The organism is Micromonospora sp. NPDC050980 (genome assembly GCF_040653835.1).
Taxonomy (GTDB): Bacteria; Actinomycetota; Actinomycetes; order Mycobacteriales; family Micromonosporaceae; genus Micromonospora.
Genome location: NZ_JBFAGS010000004.1, coordinates 282,241 through 301,016 on the forward strand (window position 1 = coordinate 282,241; position 18,776 = coordinate 301,016).

Sequence of the window (18,776 nt, forward strand, 5' to 3'; positions counted from 1 at the left end):
ATGTCAAGACCTACGGGTCGCCCCTCTTGGGCTTGATGCTCGTCCGCGATCCGAAACAGCTCGGCGATCATACCTTCGATCCGCCAGTAGAGCGCACGGCTGCGCGGCACGGTGATCACCAGACAGCCATGATAGGTGTCCCCGGTGTTCCGCCGCACCGTCGTCGGGTTGTGCCGCTTGAGCACGGTCCGACGGAACCGATCCGCTGGCAGGCGCAGCCGCCGCACCCACCAGCGGACGGCAGCCTCGGCGTCGGCGGACTCGTGAATGCTCACCCGGCAGGTCGGCACCGCCCGGTCCACGCCGCAGACCTCGAGGAAACTCAGGAACAGCGCCAGCAGACCGGGATCGGTGTTGACGAACTGCACCGTAACGGGCAGCCGCCATGGCTTGGACTTGGCTCCCTCGCACCAGTAGATGGCCGCGCCCAGCAGCAGCAGGTCCCGCTCGCCGAGGCCGCCGACCGCGGCCCGCCTCGTCCGGATTCAGCGGCAGGTGCCGCACCCACTGGTAGGCCGTCGACTTCGCCACGCCGAGCTGCGCCGCGATCTGGTTGATCGACCGGCCGGCCGCGCGCAGCCGCACGGCCTCGGCGCGGTCGTCGTCCCGGGCTCGAGGTCGACGGGTCCGTTCGGGTGGGGGAACACCGCGCAGCAGCGCGTAGGCGCGGTCACGGCCGATGCCGAGCCGGGCCCGGATCTCGGCGACGGAGAGCTGTTCCTCGACGCGCAGACGACGCGCCTCGGCGGCGAGCGGCTCGGTCACCTGCGCAATTTGGAACGGACGTACGACAGGGACCGACCGGTCGGTCTTGTTGAGCAGCGCCTGGCAGGATGGGGCGGGTGACCGACCTACCCGGCAGCGACCGCGCCCGACGGCGGGCCGTCCCGGCGACCAAGCCCTCCCGGGTCCGGATGTCCGCGACGCAGCGGCGCGAGCAGTTGATCTCGATCGCCCGGCAGATCTTCGCCGAGCGCGGTTTCGACGCCACCTCGATCGAGGAGGTCGCGGCGCGGGCGAAGGTCTCCAAGCCGGTGGTCTACGAGCACTTCGGCGGCAAGGAAGGGCTCTACGCGGTGGTGGTGGACCGGGAGGTCCGCTCCCTGCTGGACCGGGTCACCACGGCGTTGACCGCCGGTCATCCGCGGGAGCTGTTGGAGCAGGCCGCGTTGACGTTGCTGACCTACATCGAGGAGGAGACCAGCGGGTTCCGGGTGCTGGTCCGCGAATCGCCGTTGATGTCGGCGACGGGCAACTTCAGCAGCGTGATGAACGACGTCGCGCACCAGGTGGAGCACATCCTCGGCGCGGAGTTCTCCAGCCGGGGATACGACCCGAAGCTTGCCGAACTCTATTCGCAGGCGCTGGTGGGCATGGTGGCGTTGACCGGGCGCTGGTGGCTGGAGGTCCGCAAGCCGCGCAAGGAGACGGTGGCGGCGCACCTGGTGAATCTGGCCTGGAACGGCCTGTCGCACCTGGAGTCGAAGCCGGGGCCGATCAGCGGTTAGGTCCATCGGCGGCCGGGTGGTAACGGCGGCGGCGCTCCTCGTCGGCGTGCTCCGGCGGCCCGACCTTGTCGTAGAGACCGGTGGCGAGCAGGATCAGCCCGAACAGCATCGACACGATGACGGTGGACATCGAGAAGTTCAGAATGTTCGCCGAGGTCTGCAGCACGGACATCATCAGGATGCTGGTGACCAGGAAAACCACGCCGGCGGTGAGGTTCATGTAGTGCCCGAGGTTGTCGCGCCGGGACGCGCCGACAATCAGGACCACACCGAAGACCACCGAGGCCAGCGAGAAGGCCAGGTTGGTGCGCAGCCCGAGGGCGTGGTTGGCGCCCCGGCCGAACAGGCCGTCGCCCCAGGTCTCGAACACGCCCCAGACGCCGAAGACCAGGATGTAGAGACCGATGAGCCCGGACAGCACCCGGTAGAGCGGTCGTGCGGGGTGGTTCACCGGGAAGTGCGCCATGGTGCCCTCCAGTCGCCTGACTGATTCGGGGCAATTGTCGCCTGGCCGGTCGGCTCGCGTCCCGGAAACGCCGACGGCCCGACGCATCGCGCCGGGCCGTCGGAACGGATCGGGTTCAGAGCACCAGGCGGGCCTTCTGCCAGGCCTCGTGCTCGTCCGCGCTGCCCACCTTGCCGTACATGCCGACCACCAGCAGCACCAGGGACAGGGTGAGGAGCACGACCACGGTCATGACCGAGAAGTTGAGGACGTTGGCGTCGGTCCGGAGGAACGCCAGCTCGGCCAGACCGATGACCATCAGGGTGTAGGCCAGCCACTGGTTGATCGCCACGTCGAGGTTGCGCCCGATCGCGACGCCGGCCAGGATCACCACGCCGATCAGCACCGACAGGAGCGAGAAGCCCATGTTGGTGCCCTGGCCGAGGGCCTTGGTGTCGTCCCGGGCGAAGAAGTCGTTGCCGGCGCTGGCGATGATGCCGAGCCCACCGAAGACGACGAAGTAAAGACCAACGAGCCCGCCGATCGCCCGGAAGATCGGCCGCGCGGGGTGGTTGACGGGGGTGTGGGCCATCTCTGCGTCTCCAAAAGACCGAACGGACGAGGGTTCCGCCGCTGATTGTCCCGTACGCCGGTCAGTGACGCCGCACACCCCCCACGCCTCAACCCCCGGGCAGCTCCTCGGCCAGCGCCAGCCACGTCTCCTCGGTGCGGTCCCGCTCGGCCCGCACCTCCTTGAGCTGGGCGTCCAGCTCGGCGACGCGGGCGTAGTCGGTGGCGTTGGCGGCGAGCTGCTCGTGCAGGCCCGCCTCCTTCTGCTCCAGCTTGGCGATCTGCCGTTCCAGCCGGTTGAGCTCCTTCTTCGCGGTGCGTACCTCGGCGGCGGACATGCCGTCGCGGGCCGGGGCGACCGTGCCCGGGGTGAGGTCGGCGGGCGCCGGGCCGCCGGCCGCGGCGGCGCGCGCCAGGTATTCGTCGACGCCGCCGGGCAGGTGCACCAGCCGGCCGTCGCCGAACATCCCGTACGCCACGTCGGTGACCCGCTCGATCAGGTAGCGGTCGTGGCTGGCCACCACGATCGTGCCGGGCCACGAGTCGAGCAGGTCCTCCAGCGCGGCGAGGGTGTCGGTGTCGAGGTCGTTGGTGGGTTCGTCGAGCAGCAGCACGTTGGGCTCGCCGGCCAGCAGCCGCAGCATCTGCAGGCGGCGGCGCTCGCCGCCGGAGAGGTCGCTCACCGGCGTCCAGAGCCGCCGGTCGTCGAAGCCGAAGATCTCGGCGAGCTGGGCCGCGCTGATCTCCCGGTCGCCGAACTGCACCCGGCGGGCCACCTCCTCGACGGCCTCCAGGACGCGCAGGTGACCGGGCAGCTCGGCGAGTTCCTGGGAGAGGAACGCCGGCCGGACGGTCTGCCCGGCGGCGAAGCGCCCGCCGTCGGCGCCCGTCACGCCGGCGAGCAGCCGCAGCAGGGTGGTCTTGCCGGCGCCGTTGCGGCCGAGGACGGCGACCCGGTCGCCGGGCCCGACCTGCCAGGTGGTGTCGTGCAGGATCTCCTTCGGGCCGGCGTGCAGGGTGACGTGCTCCAGGTCGTACACCTGCTTGCCGAGCCGGGCGGTGGCCAGCCGTTGCAGCGACATGGTGTCGCGCGGCTCCGGCACGTCGGCGATGAGCGCGTTTGCCGCGTCGATGCGGAACTTGGGCTTGGAGGTCCGCGCCGGCGGGCCCCGGCGCAGCCAGGCGATCTCCTTGCGGAGCAGGTTCTGCCGGCGGGCCTCGGTGGCCGCGGCGATCCGTTGCCGCTCGACGCGGGCCAGCGTCCAGGCGGCGAAGCCGCCCTCGTACGCCCGGACGGTCTGGTCGGCCACCTCCCAGGTGGTGGTGCAGACGGCGTCGAGGAACCAGCGGTCGTGGGTGACCACGACGAGCGCGCCCTTGCGGGTGACCAGGTGCCGGGCCAGCCAGTCGACGCCGCCGACGTCGAGGTGGTTGGTGGGCTCGTCGAGGACCAGCAGGTCGGCGTCGCGGACCAGCAGGGCGGCGAGCGCGACCCGGCGGCGCTCCCCGCCGGACATCGGGCCGATCGCGGTGTCCAGGCCGAGGTGGGGCATGCCGAGGCCGTCGAGGATCGCCCGGACGCCGGCGTCGCCGGCCCACTCGTGCTCCGCGCCCATGCTCTGGTCGAGCCAGGCGGTGCCGAGCACCACGTCGCGCACGGTGAGGTCGCCGGCCAGGTCCAGCCGCTGCGGCAACCAGGCCACCCGCAGGTCGCGGCGGTGGGTCACCCGGCCGTCGTCGGGCTCCTCGGTGCGGGTGAGCATCCGCAGCAGGGTCGACTTGCCGGCCCCGTTGAGGCCGACGACGCCGACCCGGTCGGCGTCGTCGAGACCGAGCGAGACGTCGGTGAGCAGCGGCCCGGCGGCGCCGTACCCCTTGGACACCCGGTCCAGGTTGACGATGTTGGCCACTGACCCACCCCTCATGACTCAGGCGCCCCGGGGGCCGGGGCGCCTGGGTCAAGGGTACGGGGCGTCAGACGATGCGGGCCCCGTGCACCGGACCGTGCGCGACCCGGGCCTCCCGGCACACCCCGGCGGCGGTCACCTCGTCGGCGATCCGCCCGGCGTCGGCCGCGTCGGCGGCGAGGAACACGCAGGTGGGCCCGGAGCCGGAGACGATGCCGGCGAGCGCGCCGGCCGCCTCGCCGGCCTTGAGCGTGTCGGCCAGCGACGGGCGCATGGTCAACGCGGCGTCCTGGAGGTCGTTGCCGAGCGTGGCCGCGAGCACCCGCGGGTCCCGCTGGCGCAGCGCGCCGAGCAGCGCGTCCGTGCTGCCCAGCGGCGTGCCGGCGGCCCCGGCGTCGCGCAGCCGGTCCAGCTCACGGTAGGCGGCCGGGGTGGACAGGCCACCGTCGGCGACGGCCACCACCCAGTGCCAGGAGGTGGGGCGGGCCAGCACCGGGCTGACCGCCTCGCCCCGGCCGGTGCCGAGCGCGGTGCCGCCGTGGATCAGGAACGGCACGTCGGAGCCGAGGTCGGCGGCGATGCCGGCCAGTTCGTCGCGGGACAGGCCGGTGCCCCAGAGCGCGTCGCAGGCCACCAGCGCGGCGGCCGCGTCGGCGCTGCCGCCGGCCAGCCCGCCGGCCAGCGGGATGTGCTTGCGCAGGTGCAGCCGGGCGTGCGGGGCGACACCGGCGTAGCCGGCGAGCGCGTGCGCGGCGCGCAGCACCAGGTTGGTGTCGTCGAGGGCCAGCTCGCCGGCGCCCTCGCCCTCCATGGTGAGGGCGAGCGTGTCGCCGCGGCGGGCGGTCAGCTCGTCGTAGATGGAGATCGCGTGGTAGACGGTGTTCAGCTCATGGTAGCCGTCGCGGCGCAGCGGCCCCACCCCGAGGTGCAGGTTGACCTTCGCGGGCACCCGCACCTTGACCGGGCCGCTGGCCCCGCGCCGCTGCCCGTCCTCGTCCTCCGGTCGCCATGCCTCGGTCACCGGGGGAACTCCCGCGGGCGCAGGCGGATGTCGAACGGCTTCTGCACGGTCAGCTCCTCGGCGGGTCGGGCAACGGCGCCAGCCTACTGGGCGGCGGCGGGGCCGTCCGGGGCCGACGCGGCGACGGCGGCGAACTGCTCGACGGTGAGCGACTCGCCGCGGGCCCCCGGGTCCACGCCGGCGGCGGTGAGCGCGGCGGCGGCCCGGTCCGCGCCGCCGGCCCAGCCGGCCAGGGCGGCGCGCAGCGTCTTGCGACGCTGGGCGAACGCGGCGTCGACCACCGCGAAGACCGCCGAGCGGGGCACGTCCGGGCGGGGCGGCTCGCGACGGGTGAACGCGACCAGGCCGGAGTCGACGTTGGGCACCGGCCAGAACACGTTCGGCGGGACCTTGCCGGCGGCCCGGGCCCGGGCATACCAGGCGAGCTTGACCGAGGGGATGCCGTACACCTTGGAGCCGGGACCGGCGACGAGCCGGTCGGCGACCTCCTTCTGCACCATCACCAGGCCGTGCCGCAGGGTGGGCAGCTCGGCGAGGAGATGCAGCACCACCGGCACGGCCACGTTGTAGGGCAGGTTCGCCACCAGCGCGGTCGGCGCCGGGTCGGCCAGGTCGGCGGCGGTGACCCGCAGCGCGTCGGCGGGGTGGACGGTGAGTCGGGCGGCGTCCGGGCCGGCGAACCGGGCGGCGGTGGCCGGCAGCGCGGCGGCGAGCGCCCTGTCGAGTTCCACGGCGTGCACGTGCGCGGCGACCGGCAGCAGCGCCAGGGTGAGTGAGCCGAGGCCGGGGCCGACCTCCAGCGCCACGTCGTCCGGGGCGAGCCCGGCGGCGGTGACGATCCGCCGCACGGTGTTCGGGTCGTGCACGAAGTTCTGGCCGAGCTTCTTGGTCGGCGTGACGCCGAGCCGCGCGGCGAGTTCCCGGATCTCCGCCGGGCCGAGGAGTCCGGTCACGCCCCGTAGCGTAAGCGTGCCCGCTTCGCGGAAAGGAGGGGCCCCTTGTTAACGCCTGGCGTCGAGAGGGGGCCCCTTCTCACCGCCACGGGCCGAAGGCGCGCTCACCGTTTGTGGAGATGGCGGCGCAGAGGGCGTCCAGGTCGGCGCCGATGGTGTCGGCGAGGAAGCGCACGGTCAGCGGGATCAGGTACGACGCGTTCGGCCGGCCCCGGTGCGGCATCGGCGTCAGGTAGGGCGCGTCGGTCTCCACCAGCATCTGCTCGGGCGGGGTGACCGCGGCGGCCCCGCGCAGCGCGGCGGCGCTGCCGAACGTGACGGTGCCGGCGAAGCTGAGCAGGTGTCCCCGGCGGACGCACTCGCGGGCGAAGTCGGCGTCGCCGGAGAAGCAGTGCATCACCACCGTGTCCGGCGCGCCCTCGTCGTCGAGGATCCGCAGCACGTCGGCGTGCGCGTCCCGGTCGTGGATGACCAGCGCCTTGCCGTGTCGCTTGGCGATGGCGACGTGCGCCCGGAAGCTCTCCTCCTGCGCGGCCCGCCCCTCGGCGCCGGTGCGGAAGAAGTCCATGCCGGTCTCGCCGACGCCGCGTACCCGGTCGCGACCGGCGAGCGCCTCGATCTCGCGCAGCGCCTCGTCCAGGTCCGCCAGGCGGGGCGCCTCGTTGGGGTGCAACGCCACGGTGGCCAGCACCGCCGGATGCCGGTCGGCGACGTCGGCGCCCCAGCGGGACGACTCGACGTCCACGCCGACCTGGACGAGCCGGTCCACACCGACCCCGGCGGCGACGGCGATCGCCGCGGCGACCGGGTCGTCGGCGGTGGCGCCGGGCGGCGTGCCGTACTCCCCGACGGTGATGTCGAGGTGGGTGTGGCTGTCCGGCACGGGCGACGGCAGCGGCTCGGGGGCGGGCGGGAACTCGCCGGCCCGGCGGGCGGCACGCTGCTTGCGGGTCTCGGTCTGCTCGGTCATCGCGGCCAGCATCACACACCCGCCACCGTCCGTTCACACGCACCACATCTGGCCGGCTTAGCGTCCCGGCGTGACCGTCACTGACCAGGCCGGCGGGGCCGCCTCGGAGCGGACCGGGTTGCGCGTGACGTACGACGGCCGGGTGCACCCGGCCGAGGAGATCGCCCGGGGCGCGGCGTACGAGTTGTTCAGCGCCGACGAGACGCCCGGCTTCGAGTGGTGTCCCCGGCCCGGCGCCGCGCACCCGTGGCGGCGGTTCGTGCACGCGACCGAGGTGGACGGGGTGCACGGGGCGGCCGAGCCGACCGACGAGGCCGACGCTCCGCTGCTGATGCCGGTGCACCGGGAGCGCGGCTGGGCGTACCTGCACCAGCTCAGCCAGCGGCCGGCGGCGGCGGGCGACCCCACGCTGGCGGCGGTGCGGGCGTCGGCGGTGATCCGGCCGGGCACCCGGATGATGAAGGTGCTCTCCGCCCGCCAGCTCGCCGGTTACGTGCGGGGGTGGCTGCCGCACGGCTTCTGCTATCGGGAGCACGACGTGGCGCACCTGCGCACCCCGGCCGGGCTGGCGGTGCTGCGGGGCGACCCGGAGGGCGGCGACGTGGCGTACGCGCTGCGCTGGCGGGCCGCCGACCCGGCCGACTACGACGTGCCGGTCGGCCCGGCGCACCGCGGGCTGACCGTGCTGCCGCCCCGGGACCGGCTCGGGCCGCCGGTGCTGGGCACCGGGTTCGTGCCGAGCAACGCCCAACTCGTCCCGGAGTTCGTCACCCGGGACTTCGCCGACCTGCCGATGCCGGCGAACGCCACCCTGCTCGCCTACCCGGCCGAGGGGGTGGAGGTGGTGCTCTACACCTATCAGGCGGAGCAGCGCGGCTGGTTGCGGCTGGCCGGCCCGCAGTGGCGGCACCTGCTGGCGGCGGTGCCGGGGCTGTCGGCCGACCAGGAGTACGTGCCGACCGGCGACGCGCCGCGCTCCACCCAGCTCGTCGGCGCGTACGCCGGGGTGGAGTACGAGGCGGTGGCCGACCAGCCCGGCGGGTTCCGGGTGCTGGCGATGACCCGGGCGGCCCGCTACCCGGTGGACGCGGCGGCCCGCCGGCTGCGGACGGCGGCCTGGCGCGGGGTGCCCTGCCTGGTGTTGCGGGAGGAGGCGGGTTGGCTGCGGCTGCGGCTGTGCCACCCGGATCCGGACGCGGTGGACCGGACCGGGGCGCAGTGTCACGAACGCGGCGTCTACGAGGTGTGGGCGCCGGGTGGTGAGCTGACCGACGACCGGGTGGTGGACCTGCCGTATCCGCGGCGTGACGACTAGACGGCGGCAGGTCGGGAAGGCGTGGGCGTCCGAGACCCACGTGTAGGGGGAATTCCGACATGCCTTTCGTCACCGTCGGTACGGAGAATTCCGCACCCATCGACCTGTACTACGAGGATCACGGTTCCGGCCAGCCGATCGTGCTGATCCACGGGTTCCCGTTCAACGGCGCCACCTGGGAGAAGATGAGCGGTCCGCTGCTCGCCGCCGGATATCGGGTGATCACGTACGACCGACGTGGTTTCGGCAATTCGGCGCAGCCGGCCTTCGGCTACGACTACGACACGTTCGCCGCCGACCTCGACGTGCTGATGACCGAGCTGGACCTGCGCGACGCGATCCTGGTCGGGCACTCGATGGGCACCGGCGAGGTGACCCGCTACCTGGGCGCGTACGGGTCGGACCGGGTGGACCGGGCGGTCATGATGGCGCCGTTGGCGCCGTACCTGCTGAAGACCTCCGACGATCCGGAGGGCGTCGACAAGAGCCTGTTCGAGGGGTTCCAGAAGGCGATCGTCGCGGACCGGTTCGCCTACCTCACCCAGTTCTGTGACGCGTTCTTCAACGCCAGTGAGAACCGGGGCAGGCTGGTCAGCGACGAGGCGTACCACGCGCACTGGCAGATCGGCGCGCAGGCGTCGGCCAAGGGCACCCACGACTCGGTGGACGCCTGGCAGACCGACTTCCGGGGCGACCTGCCGAACATCGACGTGCCGGTGCTGATCATCCAGGGTGACAAGGACAACGTGCTGCCGTACCCGGTGACGGGTCAGCGGCTGGTGAACATGCTGTCCGACGCCAAGCTGGTCACGCTCAAGGGCGCCCCGCACGGCACGCCGTGGACGCACCCCACCGAGGTCAACAAGGCGATCATGGAGTTCATCGGCAAGCCGAGCATGGCCCGGGCCTGAGCCCGGACGACGGCGGCCCCGGGGGAGACCCCGGGGCCGCCGTCGTGTCGGTGCTCAGCCGGCGAGGCGGGCCAACTCGTCGTCGACGATGGACGGGTCGAGCTTGCGGAACACCGGCTTGGGCGCCGCGAGCGGCCGACCCACCTCCAGGGGTACGGACTCCCAGCGCGCGCCGACCGTGTAGTCACCGGTGAGCACCGGGTAGGCCGGGCCGCCGTCGAGGTCGTCGACCTCCTCGATCACCGGCATCGGGGCGTGCGTGCCGGTGCCGCCGAGCAGCTCGTGGATCTGCTGGGCGGAGTGCGGCAGGAACGGGGTGAGCAGCGTGTTGGCGTCGCTGACCACCTGGAGCGCGACGTGCAGGATCGTGCCCATCCGGGGCTTGTCGTCGTCGCCCTTGAGCTTCCACGGCGCCTGCTCGGAGAGGTATTTGTTGGCTTCGGCGACGACCTTCATGGCCTCGCCGATGGCCTGCTTCTGCCGGTGCCGGGCGATCAGGTCGCCGACGACCGCGAAGCCGGCCGTCGCGGTGTCCAGCAGGGCCCGGTCGGCGTCGGTGAGCCCGGCCGAATCGACCGGCGGGATCGCGCCGAAGTTCTTCGCCGCCATCGACACGGACCGGTTGACCAGGTTGCCCCAGCCGGCGACCAGTTCGTCGTTGTTGCGGCGGAGGAACTCGGCCCAGGTGAAGTCGGTGTCGTTGCTCTCCGGGCCGGCGACCGCGATGAAGTAGCGCAGCGCGTCGGCGTCGTAGCGCTCCAGGAAGTCGCGGACGTAGATGACCACCTTGCGGGAGGAGGAGAACTTCCGCCCTTCCATGGTCAGGTATTCACTGGAGACGACCTCGGTGGGCAGGTTGAGCCGGCCCAGGTCGCCCGGCTCGCCGTCGCGGGCGCCCTCGCCGGAGTAGCCGCCGAGCAGCGCCGGCCAGATCACCGAATGGAAGACGATGTTGTCCTTGCCCATGAAGTAGTAACCGCGGGCGTCCTTCCCCTCCCCGTCCGCCGACCACCACCTGCGCCAGGCCTCCGGGTCGCCGGTGCGGCGGGCCCACTCGATCGATGCGGACAGGTAGCCGATCACCGCGTCGAACCAGACGTAGATCCGCTTGTCGGGCCGGTCCTGCCAGCCGTCGAGGGGGATCGGCACGCCCCACTCCAGGTCGCGGGTGATGGCCCGGGGCTGGAGGTCGTCGAGCAGGTTGCGGGAGAACCGGAGCACGTTGGGGCGCCAGCCGTCGCGGGTGTCCAGCCACTGGCGCAGCGCGTCGGCGAGGGCGGGCAGGTCGAGGAAGAAGTGCTCGGTCTCCACGAACTCCGGCGTCTCGCCGTTGATCTTGGATTTGGGGTCGATCAGGTCGATCGGGTCGAGCTGGTTGCCGCAGTTGTCGCACTGGTCGCCCCGCGCGCTGTCGTAGCCGCAGATCGGGCAGGTGCCTTCGATGTAGCGGTCGGGCAGGGTGCGGCCGGTGGACGGCGAGATCGCCCCGGTGGTGACCTTCGGGACGATGTAACCGTTGCGGTGCAGCCCGGTGAACAGCTCCTGCACCACCGCGTAGTGGTTGCGGGTGGTGGTGCGGGTGAACAGGTCGTACGACAGCCCGAGCGCCCGCAGATCCTCGGCTATCACCCGGTTGTAGCGGTCGGCCAGCTCGCGGGGGGTGACCCCCTCGGCGTCGGCCTGCACCTGGATCGGGGTGCCGTGCTCGTCGGTGCCGGACACCATGAGCACGTCGTGACCGGCCATCCGCATGTACCGGGCGAAGACGTCGGAGGGAACGCCGAAGCCGGACACGTGGCCGATGTGGCGCGGTCCGTTGGCGTAGGGCCAGGCGACCGCGGCGAGAACGTGACTCATGAGCGTCAAGACTAGTGATTGCCCGGACCGCACCGCGAACCAATAGGGCCCACGCCCCCGCCGTACGCCCGATTTGTCGCCGACACGCGGCCTGAGCTGCCCGGCGGGACCCGCGCACCGGTGTCCAATGAACGTCGTGACCAGCAGACCAGCGGCACCCGAGCCGCATGCGGCCGACCGGGCCGCGCGGACCGCGGCCGGCGTGCCGGTCGCTCCGCAGCCCCGGCTGGACCCGGCGGACCCGCCGGTCGAGGTGGAGCCGACCACCGGGGCGCCGCGGGATGCCGTGCCCCGCCGCGTGCCGGTGCGGCAACCGCGGTGGCATCGCCGGTCCGGCCGGGCCGGCGACGAGTCGGCCGGCTGGGCGCCGATCGAGGAGGTGCACTGGGACGGCACGCCGCTGCGCGACGAACCCTGCCACCGCGCCGGGGGCGCGCCGGCCCGACGCCGGCCGGCCCGCCCGGTCCACCCGCCGGACGCGCCCGCCGGTCTGGCCGTGCTGCTGGCGTTGAGCCTGCTCGTCGCATTCTTCGCCTGGGTGAGCGCCGGCCCGTTCTGGCTGGCGGTGGGGCACTCCACCGGCGGCACCGTCATGATCACCGAGTGCGCCGGGAGCGGGCTCGCCCAGCGCTGCCGGGGGATCTTCCAGGCCGAGCGGGGCGGTTTCCAGGCCCAGGGGGTGCGGGTCAGCGGCGTCCCGGCGGGGCGTACCGCCACCGGCAGCACGCTGGCGGCCCGGATGACCGGGCCGGACGGGAGCACCGCGTACGCGGACCCGGGCGTCGGCCGGCATCTGCGCTGGCTGATCGGGTTGACCGTGGTGGCGGGCTGTGCGGCGGGGATCGCCCGGTGGACCGGCGCGACCCGGCTGGCGGATCGGCGGCAGCGGCGCTGGGCGGTGGGGCTGGCGCTGGCCGGCCCGCTGCTGATCACGGTCGGCTTCCTCGCCACCGCCTGGTGAGAGGTGTAAGGAGGGGCCCCATGTTAACGCCTCCGGTAGAGAAGGGGCCCCCTCTCACCGCCACGTCACCGGTGCACGACGGCGTAGACCTCGCGGCGGCGCAACCCGTACGCGGTGGCGACCTCGGTGATCGCGTCCCGCCGGGACGACCCGGCCGCCTCGCGTTCGGCCACCGCGGCCCGCAGCGTCTCGTCGTCGGGGCGTACCGCCGGCGCCGCCGGCGCCCCGGCCACGACCAGCGTGATCTCACCGCGCACCTCGCGGTCGGCGGCCCACTCGGCCAACTCGCCCAGCGGCCGGCGGACGATCTCCTCGTAGGTCTTGGTCAGCTCGCGGCAGAGCGCGGCGGGCCGGTCCGGGCCGAACGCCTCGGCCAGGTCGGCCAGCGCCCCGCTGATCCGGTGCGTCGCCTCGAAGAGCACGAGCGTGCGCTCCTCGCCGGCAAGCGCGCGCAGGCGGGAGCGTCGGGCGCCGGGGGTCCGGGGCAGGAAGCCCTCGAAGCAGAACCGGTCGCAGGGCAGCCCGGACAGCGCCAGCGCGGTGGTGACCGCGCTCGGCCCGGGTGCCGCGGTGACCGGGACGCCGGCCTCCAGCGCGGCCCGGACCAGGCGGTATCCGGGGTCGGAGACGCTCGGCATGCCACCGTCGGTGACCAGGGCGACCGTGTAGCCGGCGGTGAGCACCTCGGCCAGTTCGGGGGTGCGCCGGTCCTCGTTGCCCTCGAAGTAGGAGACGATCCGGCCGCCGACGGTGACGTCGAGGTCGCGGGCGAGCCGGGTGAGCCGGCGGGTGTCCTCGGCGGCGACCACGTCGGCGGTGGCGAGCACCTCGCGGAACCGGGTGGACGCGTCGGCCGGGTTGCCCAGCGGCGCACCGACTAGCACCAACCGCCCCAGCTCGGACATTTCCCCCACGGTGCGCGCTCCCTCATCGATGGTCGTACCAATTTCGGGGACGACGGACGCCACCGGGCACCCTCGCAGCCTACGATCGCCGGGTGACGAGTGCGTCGACAGCACAGGAGCCCTCCACCACCGATCGGGCCGCCGGCTCGCCGAACGACGGCGGTGGTGGTGGTGGGATCCCGGCCGCGGTCCGGCGGCGGCTCACCACCGTCGACGACCACCTCGGCCGGGGGCAGGCGTGGCTGGCCACCGGCGTCGTGGTGGCGATCGCCGCGATCCTGCGCTTCGTCGGGCTCAGCCGACCCGCCGGCAAGATCTTCGACGAGACCTACTACGCCAAGGACGCCTACGGGCTGATCGACCGCGGCGTCGAGTGGAACTACAAGGACAACGGCCCGTCGTACGTGGTCCACCCGCCGTTGGGCAAGTGGCTGATCGGGATCGGCGAGTGGGCCTTCGGCTACCAGGACGCCGAGTCGAACGTCTCGGTGCCCGGGCACCTGATGACCACCGCGCCGGAGTTCGGCTGGCGCTTCGGCGCGGCGGTGTGCGGCACGCTGTCGGTGCTGCTGCTGGTGCGCATCGGCCGCCGGATGTTCCGCTCCACCACGCTGGGCTGCGCGGCCGGCCTGTTGCTCGCGCTGGACGGCTTCCACCTGGTGCTGTCCCGCACGGCGATCCTCGACATCTTCCTGCTGCTGTTCGTGCTGGCCGCGTTCGGCGCGCTGGTGCTCGACCGGGACGCCCGGCGGCGACGCTGGGCCCGGGCGTTGGCGGACGGGCTCGACCCGACGGTGCCGGGGCGTGCCGGCCGGCCGGCGTCGGGCTGGCGGAGCTGGCCGTGGTGGCGGCTGGCGGCCGGGGTCCTGCTCGGGTGCGCCTGTTCGGTGAAGTGGAGCGGGCTCTACTTCGTGCCGGCGTTCGCGCTGCTGGTGCTGCTTTGGGAGGTCGGCGTCCGCCGCTCGGCCGGGGTCCGCCGCCCCTGGCGCGACGCCGTGCTCGACGAGTTGCCCTGGCTGCTCCTGGCCGGCGTGCTGATGGTGGTCACCTACGTGGCGACCTGGTCGGGCTGGCTGCTCAGCGACGCGGGCTACTACCGCCTGGCCAGCCGCTACCCGAACGTGGAGGGGCTGAGCGACACCCCGTTCGTCGGCGCGCTGATCAACCTGTGGGAATACCACAAGGCCGCGTACGGCTTCCACGCCCAGCTCGACGACCCGCACAAATACCAGTCCTGGCCGTGGCAGTGGCTGCTGCTGGGCCGGCCGGTGGCGTTCGCCTGGTCCGGTGAGGGAACCTGCGGCGCGCCGAGCTGCGCCTCCGAGGTGCTGCTGCTGGGCACCCCGCTGCTGTGGTGGTCGTTCCTGCCGGCGCTGGCGGCGACCGCCTGGCTGGGCCTGGCCCGGCGCGACTGGCGCGCCGGGGCGATCCTGCTGAGCGCCGCCGCCGGCCTGCTGCCCTGGTTCTGGTTCGCCCTCGACGGCCGGACGATGTTCTCCTTCTACGCCGCGCCGGCGGTGCCGTTCCTGGTGCTCGCGGTGGTCTACGTGCTCGGCGCGATGGTCACGCCCGCGCCGGTCACTCCGCCGGCTGCGCCACCCAGCGCCGAGCAGGTGAACGACCGTCGGCTGGTCGGCGGCATCATCGCCGGCGCCTACGTGTTGCTGGTCGCGCTCTGCTTCGGCTACTTCTATCCGATCTTCGTGGGAAAGCTCCTGCCGTACGCCGACTGGTCTGCCCGGATGTGGTTGGACGGTCGCTGGATCTGAGCGCGGGCGAGCGCACGACGGCCCGGTGGGGACACCCACCGGGCCGTAATTCGGTTGCGATCAACGCGCCGATCTGCATCAGCGGGCGGCGTACGAAAAAGCGCGCCCCGATCGCCTGCCACGGGGGAAGCGGGCGATTGGGGCGCGCAAGACAGAGCTTAACCACAGTGCGCCAGCCGCACAACGGGTGCAGCCGAGTCAGATTTCCGACCGACACGCCACCCCCCGAAGGGTTTACATCGTGAATCTAACGGTGGGTCATCTCGGCGGAACGTGACGAGTTCGGCGTCCTCCGGCCGGATCGCGCCCACCCGGCCGAGCCCGCGACCCGGGCCCGGATGATCTTCCAAAGTGGATCTCACTACACTTCGCCCGGTGATCAACAAGAGACGATCGACGGCTGTCCTGTTGGGACTGCTGACGGCGACCGCGCTGATCGGTCCGAGCCCCGCCGGGGCCGATGACGAGACCACCGAACCCACCGCCGAACCACCCAAGGTCGAGCTGGTCCTCGACGTCAGCGGCTCGATGCGGGCCCGCGACATCGACGGGCGTAGCCGGATCTCGTTCGCCCAGCAGGCGTTCGACGAGGTGGTCGACGGACTGCCGGACGAGACACAGCTCGGCATCCGGGTGCTCGGCGCCACCTACCGGGGCAAGGACAAGAAACAGGGCTGCTTGGACACCCAGCAGATCGTGCCGGTCGGGCCGGTGGACCGATCCCAGGCCAAGGCCGCCGTCGCGGGACTGCGCCCGACCGGCTTCACCCCGGTCGGGCTGGCGCTGCGGTCCGCCGCGCAGGACCTGGGCACCGGCAGCACCACCCGCCGGATCGTACTGATCACCGATGGTGAGGACACGTGCGCGCCGCCCGATCCGTGCCAGGTGGCCCGGGAACTCGCCGCGCAGGGCACCCGGCTGGTGGTCGACACGCTCGGCCTCGCCCCCGACGAGAAGGTACGCCGGCAGTTGCTCTGCATCGCCGGGGCGACCGGCGGCACCTACACCGCGGCGCAGAGCGCCGACGAGCTGACCGGCCGGATCAAACAACTGGTCGACCGCGCCCGCGACACGTACACGGCCACTCCGGCGGCGGTCGGCGGCACGGCGGCCTGCGACAGCGCCCCGCTGCTCGCACCCGGCGTCTACGCCGACCGCGAAACCTTCTCCGAACACCGCTGGTACCGGGTGCCGGTGCGCCCGGGGCAGGAACTGCGGGCGTCGGTGAGCGTCGCGCTGGACCGGCCGGTCAATCCCGACTACGGCGTGCTGCTGCGCGCCACCGCTCCGGACGGGCGGGAACTGGTCCGCGGCGTCGACGCCGGCAGCGGGCGCACCGACGTGGTCTCCGCCGGGCTGCGCTGGTCGGCCGCCGAGGAGGAGGAAACGGCCGCCCCCGAACCGACCCCCGACGGTACGCGGACCGCCCGCACCGTCTGCCTGGTGGTCAGCAACTCGTTCGCGGCCCGCCCCGGCACCGGGGCCGAACCGGGCATGCCGGTGGAGCTGACCGTGGACGTGGTCACCGCCTCCCCCGCCCCGGACGGGCCGGACCTCGGCCGCGGCTGGGCCCTGCTGCTCCTGCTCACCCTGGCCGGCCTCGTCACCGGTCTGGTCGCCGGGCTGCTCACCCGCTGGTGGGTCGCCACCTGGAGGGAGAACTGAGGATGCGTACCCTGATCCGCTCCGCGGCGGCGACGGTCGCCGCCGGCCTCGCCCTCGCCCCGGGCGCGGCGCTCGCCGCGCCGAGCCCGTCGCCGGGCGCGACCGCCGTGGCCAAGGCCGGCACCTCGTTCCTCACCGCCACCGCCATCACCGCCGGCCAGCCGGTGCGGGTGGGCGCCTCGACCGGCGACCACCTCTACTGGTCGTTCCGCGCCGACGCCGGGCAGGTGCACGAGGTCGGCGTCACGGTCACCTTCGGAAAGCCGCGCTCCGGCGCGTCCACCTGGACCGTCGACGTCTTCGACGGGCTGCGTCGCCGGCAGGCCTGCACGGGCGGGGCGCAGACGCCCACCGCCGAGAGATCCGCCACCAGCGTGACGCTCGGGTGCACGCTGCGCCGGGTACGGCCGTGGGCCGAGCCGTGGTCGGGTGACCCGCTGCCCGGCGCCTACTACGTCCGGCTCTCCGTCACCGACCTGCCCGAGCCCGACCTGGGCGCGCCGATCGACGTCGACCTGGTGGTCGGTGCCGTCGACTCCGGCGGCGCGTCCGGCGACGACGGCGAGCTGGCGGCGCCGCTGGTGCCGAACACGCGGGCCGGAACGGTGCTGGCCGCCGAGCCGGCGCCCGAGCCGGTCGCGGAGGAGGAGACCAACCTGACCGGCTGGCTGCCCGAGGCCGGTTCACGCTGGGTCTGGACCGGCGTGGGCGGCGTGCTCGCCGCCGTGGCCGGTGTCGCCGGCTTCGCGCTCACCCGGCGGCCCCGCCGCCGCTGACACCCCACCGGCGGCCCCGCCACCGTCGACAACCCGACCGGCGGCCCCGCCACCGTCGACAACCCGACCGGCGGCCCCGCCACCGTCGACAACCCGACCGGCGGCCCCGCCACCGCCGACACCGCGACCGGTGGCCACCGCGAACCCGACGCGGCGGCCACCGGGAGCGCCGGGAAGTCAGACCCGGCGCGAGCCGCGCGGCACCCAGCCGATGAACCGGTCCTGCAACGCGGTGACCGGCGCGGAACGCAGGTCCTGCGTGGCGGCGGCCAGGCAGGAACCGAGATAGACGCTCAGCGACGCCCGGTCCACCTGGTACTCGATCAGCAGGTGCCGGCGCTTCGTGGCGCAGGGCCACTCGTCACCGCACGAGCCGCAGGTCCAGCCGGGCGTCACCGGGACGTGCTCGCCGGACCGTGGTTCCGACGCCTCCACACCGGGGGTCATCGGCCACTCCTTCCATGGGTGTCGACGCTGCCTCCCCCCGCAACGTGTCCTCAGCGCCACAGTGCGCTCCGCCGTTACGGTACGGTCACCGCGTGTTCCCGTCACCCACCGACGCTCGTGCGTGATCTGTTGCCGTCCGCCGTCGCCGTGGCGGTGGCCGGCCCGGCCGACTGGTCCGACGACCTGTTGCCGGCCGAGCGCGCCGCCCTGAGCGACCGCGCGGTGCCCAGCCGAAGGCGCGAATTCACCGCCGGTCGGGTGTGTGCCCGCCGGGCGCTCGCCGCGCTCGGCCTACCGGTCACGCCGGTGCCCGCCGGCGCCGACCGCGCCCCGATCTGGCCGGCCGGCGTCGTCGGAGCGATCACCCACACCCACGGCTACTGCGCGGCAGCCGTCGCCCGCGCGGCCGACCTGCGCGCGGTCGGCATCGACGCCGAGCAGCACCGCCCGCTTCCCGAGGGGGTACGCCGGAAGGTGTGCTGCCCCGACGAGGAGGCGGACCTGGCCCGGCTGCCGGCCGGTCCACAGTGGCCGACCGTGTTGTTCAGCGCCAAGGAGGCCGTCTACAAGGTGTGGCACCCACTCGTCGGCACCTGGCTGGGCTTCCCGGACGCCCGGGTCACGCTCGACCCCGACGCGGGGACGTTCCGCGCGGACATCGCGCCGGCCCGGCTCGCCGCCGCACCGGTTTCCGCTCCGCCGGCATCGGTGACGGGACGTTTCGCGGTCGACGGCGCCCTGGTGCGTACCGCCGCCGTTCTGCTCCACCGGTGAGGGCCCGGCAGCCCTGCTTGTA

Annotated in this window: 19 protein-coding genes; 9 read left to right on the forward strand and 10 right to left on the reverse strand. The window is 73.4% G+C overall.

The window, feature by feature from the left end:
• Positions 1-3: 3 nt before the first annotated feature.
• Positions 4-585 (reverse strand): helix-turn-helix domain-containing protein, encoded by a 582-nt coding sequence (locus AB0H28_RS09655; protein ID WP_358036635.1) that lies wholly within the window; start codon positions 583-585, stop codon positions 4-6.
• Between AB0H28_RS09655 and AB0H28_RS09660 the strand changes: the two genes are divergently transcribed.
• Together AB0H28_RS09660 and AB0H28_RS09665 are read left to right on the forward strand one after the other, a co-directional pair.
• Positions 496-846, forward strand: coding sequence for a hypothetical protein (locus AB0H28_RS09660; protein WP_358036647.1), 351 nt, complete (start codon positions 496-498; stop codon positions 844-846). The genes AB0H28_RS09655 and AB0H28_RS09660 overlap by 90 nt on opposite strands.
• Complete coding sequence (locus tag AB0H28_RS09665) at positions 843-1,508, forward strand: TetR/AcrR family transcriptional regulator (RefSeq protein WP_358036429.1); 666 nt, start codon at positions 843-845, stop codon at positions 1,506-1,508. Before AB0H28_RS09660 ends, AB0H28_RS09665 begins: the two co-directional genes overlap by 4 nt.
• On the opposite strand, the gene AB0H28_RS09670 is transcribed toward AB0H28_RS09665, so the two are convergent.
• The 6 genes from AB0H28_RS09670 to AB0H28_RS09695 form a co-directional block, all read right to left on the reverse strand.
• The gene (locus tag AB0H28_RS09670) at positions 1,498-1,974 is read right to left on the reverse strand and encodes a DUF4383 domain-containing protein (protein WP_358036431.1); all 477 of its coding nucleotides are present in this window, start codon (positions 1,972-1,974) and stop codon (positions 1,498-1,500) included. The two genes, AB0H28_RS09665 and AB0H28_RS09670, sit on opposite strands and share 11 nt — an antisense overlap.
• Positions 1,975-2,089: 115 nt before the next feature.
• Entirely contained in the window at positions 2,090-2,545 is a 456-nt protein-coding gene (locus AB0H28_RS09675; protein WP_358036433.1) for a DUF4383 domain-containing protein, read from the reverse strand.
• Between the two features lie 88 nt (positions 2,546-2,633).
• Positions 2,634-4,433, reverse strand: coding sequence for an ABC-F family ATP-binding cassette domain-containing protein (locus tag AB0H28_RS09680; protein WP_358036435.1), 1,800 nt, complete (start codon positions 4,431-4,433; stop codon positions 2,634-2,636).
• 64 nt (positions 4,434-4,497) lie between these two features.
• Positions 4,498-5,451 carry a 4-(cytidine 5'-diphospho)-2-C-methyl-D-erythritol kinase gene (locus tag AB0H28_RS09685; RefSeq protein WP_358036437.1) on the reverse strand — a complete coding sequence of 318 codons (954 nt, stop codon included), beginning with the start codon at positions 5,449-5,451 and terminating at the stop codon, positions 4,498-4,500.
• Positions 5,452-5,534: 83 nt separating this feature from the next.
• Positions 5,535-6,404: a 16S rRNA (adenine(1518)-N(6)/adenine(1519)-N(6))-dimethyltransferase RsmA gene (rsmA, locus tag AB0H28_RS09690; RefSeq protein WP_358036439.1), complete on the reverse strand. Its 870-nt coding sequence runs from the start codon at positions 6,402-6,404 to the stop codon at positions 5,535-5,537.
• A gap of 79 nt (positions 6,405-6,483) precedes the next feature.
• The gene (locus AB0H28_RS09695; protein ID WP_358036441.1) at positions 6,484-7,386 is read right to left on the reverse strand and encodes a TatD family hydrolase; all 903 of its coding nucleotides are present in this window, start codon (positions 7,384-7,386) and stop codon (positions 6,484-6,486) included.
• 58 nt (positions 7,387-7,444) lie between these two features.
• Here AB0H28_RS09695 and AB0H28_RS09700 point away from each other — a divergent pair, with 58 nt between their 5' ends.
• Together AB0H28_RS09700 and AB0H28_RS09705 are read left to right on the forward strand one after the other, a co-directional pair.
• Positions 7,445-8,689 carry a hypothetical protein gene (locus AB0H28_RS09700; protein ID WP_358036443.1) on the forward strand — a complete coding sequence of 415 codons (1,245 nt, stop codon included), beginning with the start codon at positions 7,445-7,447 and terminating at the stop codon, positions 8,687-8,689.
• A 59-nt stretch (positions 8,690-8,748) separates the two neighbouring features.
• Entirely contained in the window at positions 8,749-9,600 is an 852-nt protein-coding gene (locus AB0H28_RS09705) for an alpha/beta hydrolase (protein WP_358036445.1), read from the forward strand.
• A gap of 54 nt (positions 9,601-9,654) precedes the next feature.
• On the opposite strand, the gene metG is transcribed toward AB0H28_RS09705, so the two are convergent.
• Positions 9,655-11,457: a methionine--tRNA ligase gene (gene metG, locus AB0H28_RS09710; protein ID WP_358036447.1), complete on the reverse strand. Its 1,803-nt coding sequence runs from the start codon at positions 11,455-11,457 to the stop codon at positions 9,655-9,657.
• 127 nt (positions 11,458-11,584) lie between these two features.
• Between metG and AB0H28_RS09715 the strand changes: the two genes are divergently transcribed.
• Positions 11,585-12,418: a hypothetical protein gene (locus AB0H28_RS09715; protein ID WP_358036449.1), complete on the forward strand. Its 834-nt coding sequence runs from the start codon at positions 11,585-11,587 to the stop codon at positions 12,416-12,418.
• A gap of 65 nt (positions 12,419-12,483) precedes the next feature.
• Here AB0H28_RS09715 and rsmI read toward each other — a convergent pair whose 3' ends face one another.
• The gene (gene rsmI, locus AB0H28_RS09720) at positions 12,484-13,332 is read right to left on the reverse strand and encodes a 16S rRNA (cytidine(1402)-2'-O)-methyltransferase (RefSeq protein WP_358036451.1); all 849 of its coding nucleotides are present in this window, start codon (positions 13,330-13,332) and stop codon (positions 12,484-12,486) included.
• Positions 13,333-13,415: 83 nt separating this feature from the next.
• On the opposite strand from rsmI, the gene AB0H28_RS09725 reads away from it, so the two are divergent.
• The 3 genes from AB0H28_RS09725 to AB0H28_RS09735 all read left to right on the forward strand — a co-directional run bounded on the left by AB0H28_RS09725 (position 13,416) and on the right by AB0H28_RS09735 (position 17,533).
• A complete protein-coding gene (locus AB0H28_RS09725; RefSeq protein WP_358036453.1) occupies positions 13,416-15,092 on the forward strand; it encodes a phospholipid carrier-dependent glycosyltransferase in 1,677 nt (558 codons plus the stop codon).
• A 375-nt stretch (positions 15,093-15,467) separates the two neighbouring features.
• A complete protein-coding gene (locus tag AB0H28_RS09730) occupies positions 15,468-16,757 on the forward strand; it encodes a VWA domain-containing protein (RefSeq protein ID WP_358036455.1) in 1,290 nt (429 codons plus the stop codon).
• 2 nt (positions 16,758-16,759) lie between these two features.
• A complete protein-coding gene (locus tag AB0H28_RS09735; RefSeq protein ID WP_358036457.1) occupies positions 16,760-17,533 on the forward strand; it encodes a peptidase in 774 nt (257 codons plus the stop codon).
• Between the two features lie 177 nt (positions 17,534-17,710).
• Here the strand turns inward: AB0H28_RS09735 and AB0H28_RS09740 are convergent, their stop codons facing one another.
• Positions 17,711-17,980, reverse strand: a complete 270-nt coding sequence (locus AB0H28_RS09740; protein WP_358036459.1) for a hypothetical protein — start codon at positions 17,978-17,980, stop codon at positions 17,711-17,713.
• A gap of 117 nt (positions 17,981-18,097) precedes the next feature.
• Here AB0H28_RS09740 and AB0H28_RS09745 point away from each other — a divergent pair, with 117 nt between their 5' ends.
• Positions 18,098-18,754 (forward strand): 4'-phosphopantetheinyl transferase superfamily protein, encoded by a 657-nt coding sequence (locus AB0H28_RS09745; RefSeq protein ID WP_358036461.1) that lies wholly within the window; start codon positions 18,098-18,100, stop codon positions 18,752-18,754.
• The last annotated feature ends 22 nt before the right edge of the window (positions 18,755-18,776 follow it).

What these genes read in the sequence shown, in the direction of transcription:
- AB0H28_RS09670 (WP_358036431.1), bottom strand. Translation starts at nt 1,974, where the DNA reads ATGGCGCACTTCCCGGTGAACCACCCCGCACGACCGCTCTACCGGGTG.
- AB0H28_RS09675 (WP_358036433.1), bottom strand. Translation starts at nt 2,545, where the DNA reads ATGGCCCACACCCCCGTCAACCACCCCGCGCGGCCGATCTTCCGGGCG.
- AB0H28_RS09695 (WP_358036441.1), bottom strand. Translation starts at nt 7,386, where the DNA reads ATGCTGGCCGCGATGACCGAGCAGACCGAGACCCGCAAGCAGCGTGCC.
- AB0H28_RS09705 (WP_358036445.1), top strand. Translation starts at nt 8,749, where the DNA reads ATGCCTTTCGTCACCGTCGGTACGGAGAATTCCGCACCCATCGACCTG.
- metG (WP_358036447.1), bottom strand. Translation starts at nt 11,457, where the DNA reads ATGAGTCACGTTCTCGCCGCGGTCGCCTGGCCCTACGCCAACGGACCG.
- AB0H28_RS09715 (WP_358036449.1), top strand. Translation starts at nt 11,585, where the DNA reads ATGAACGTCGTGACCAGCAGACCAGCGGCACCCGAGCCGCATGCGGCC.
- AB0H28_RS09735 (WP_358036457.1), top strand. Translation starts at nt 16,760, where the DNA reads ATGCGTACCCTGATCCGCTCCGCGGCGGCGACGGTCGCCGCCGGCCTC.
- AB0H28_RS09740 (WP_358036459.1), bottom strand. Translation starts at nt 17,980, where the DNA reads ATGACCCCCGGTGTGGAGGCGTCGGAACCACGGTCCGGCGAGCACGTC.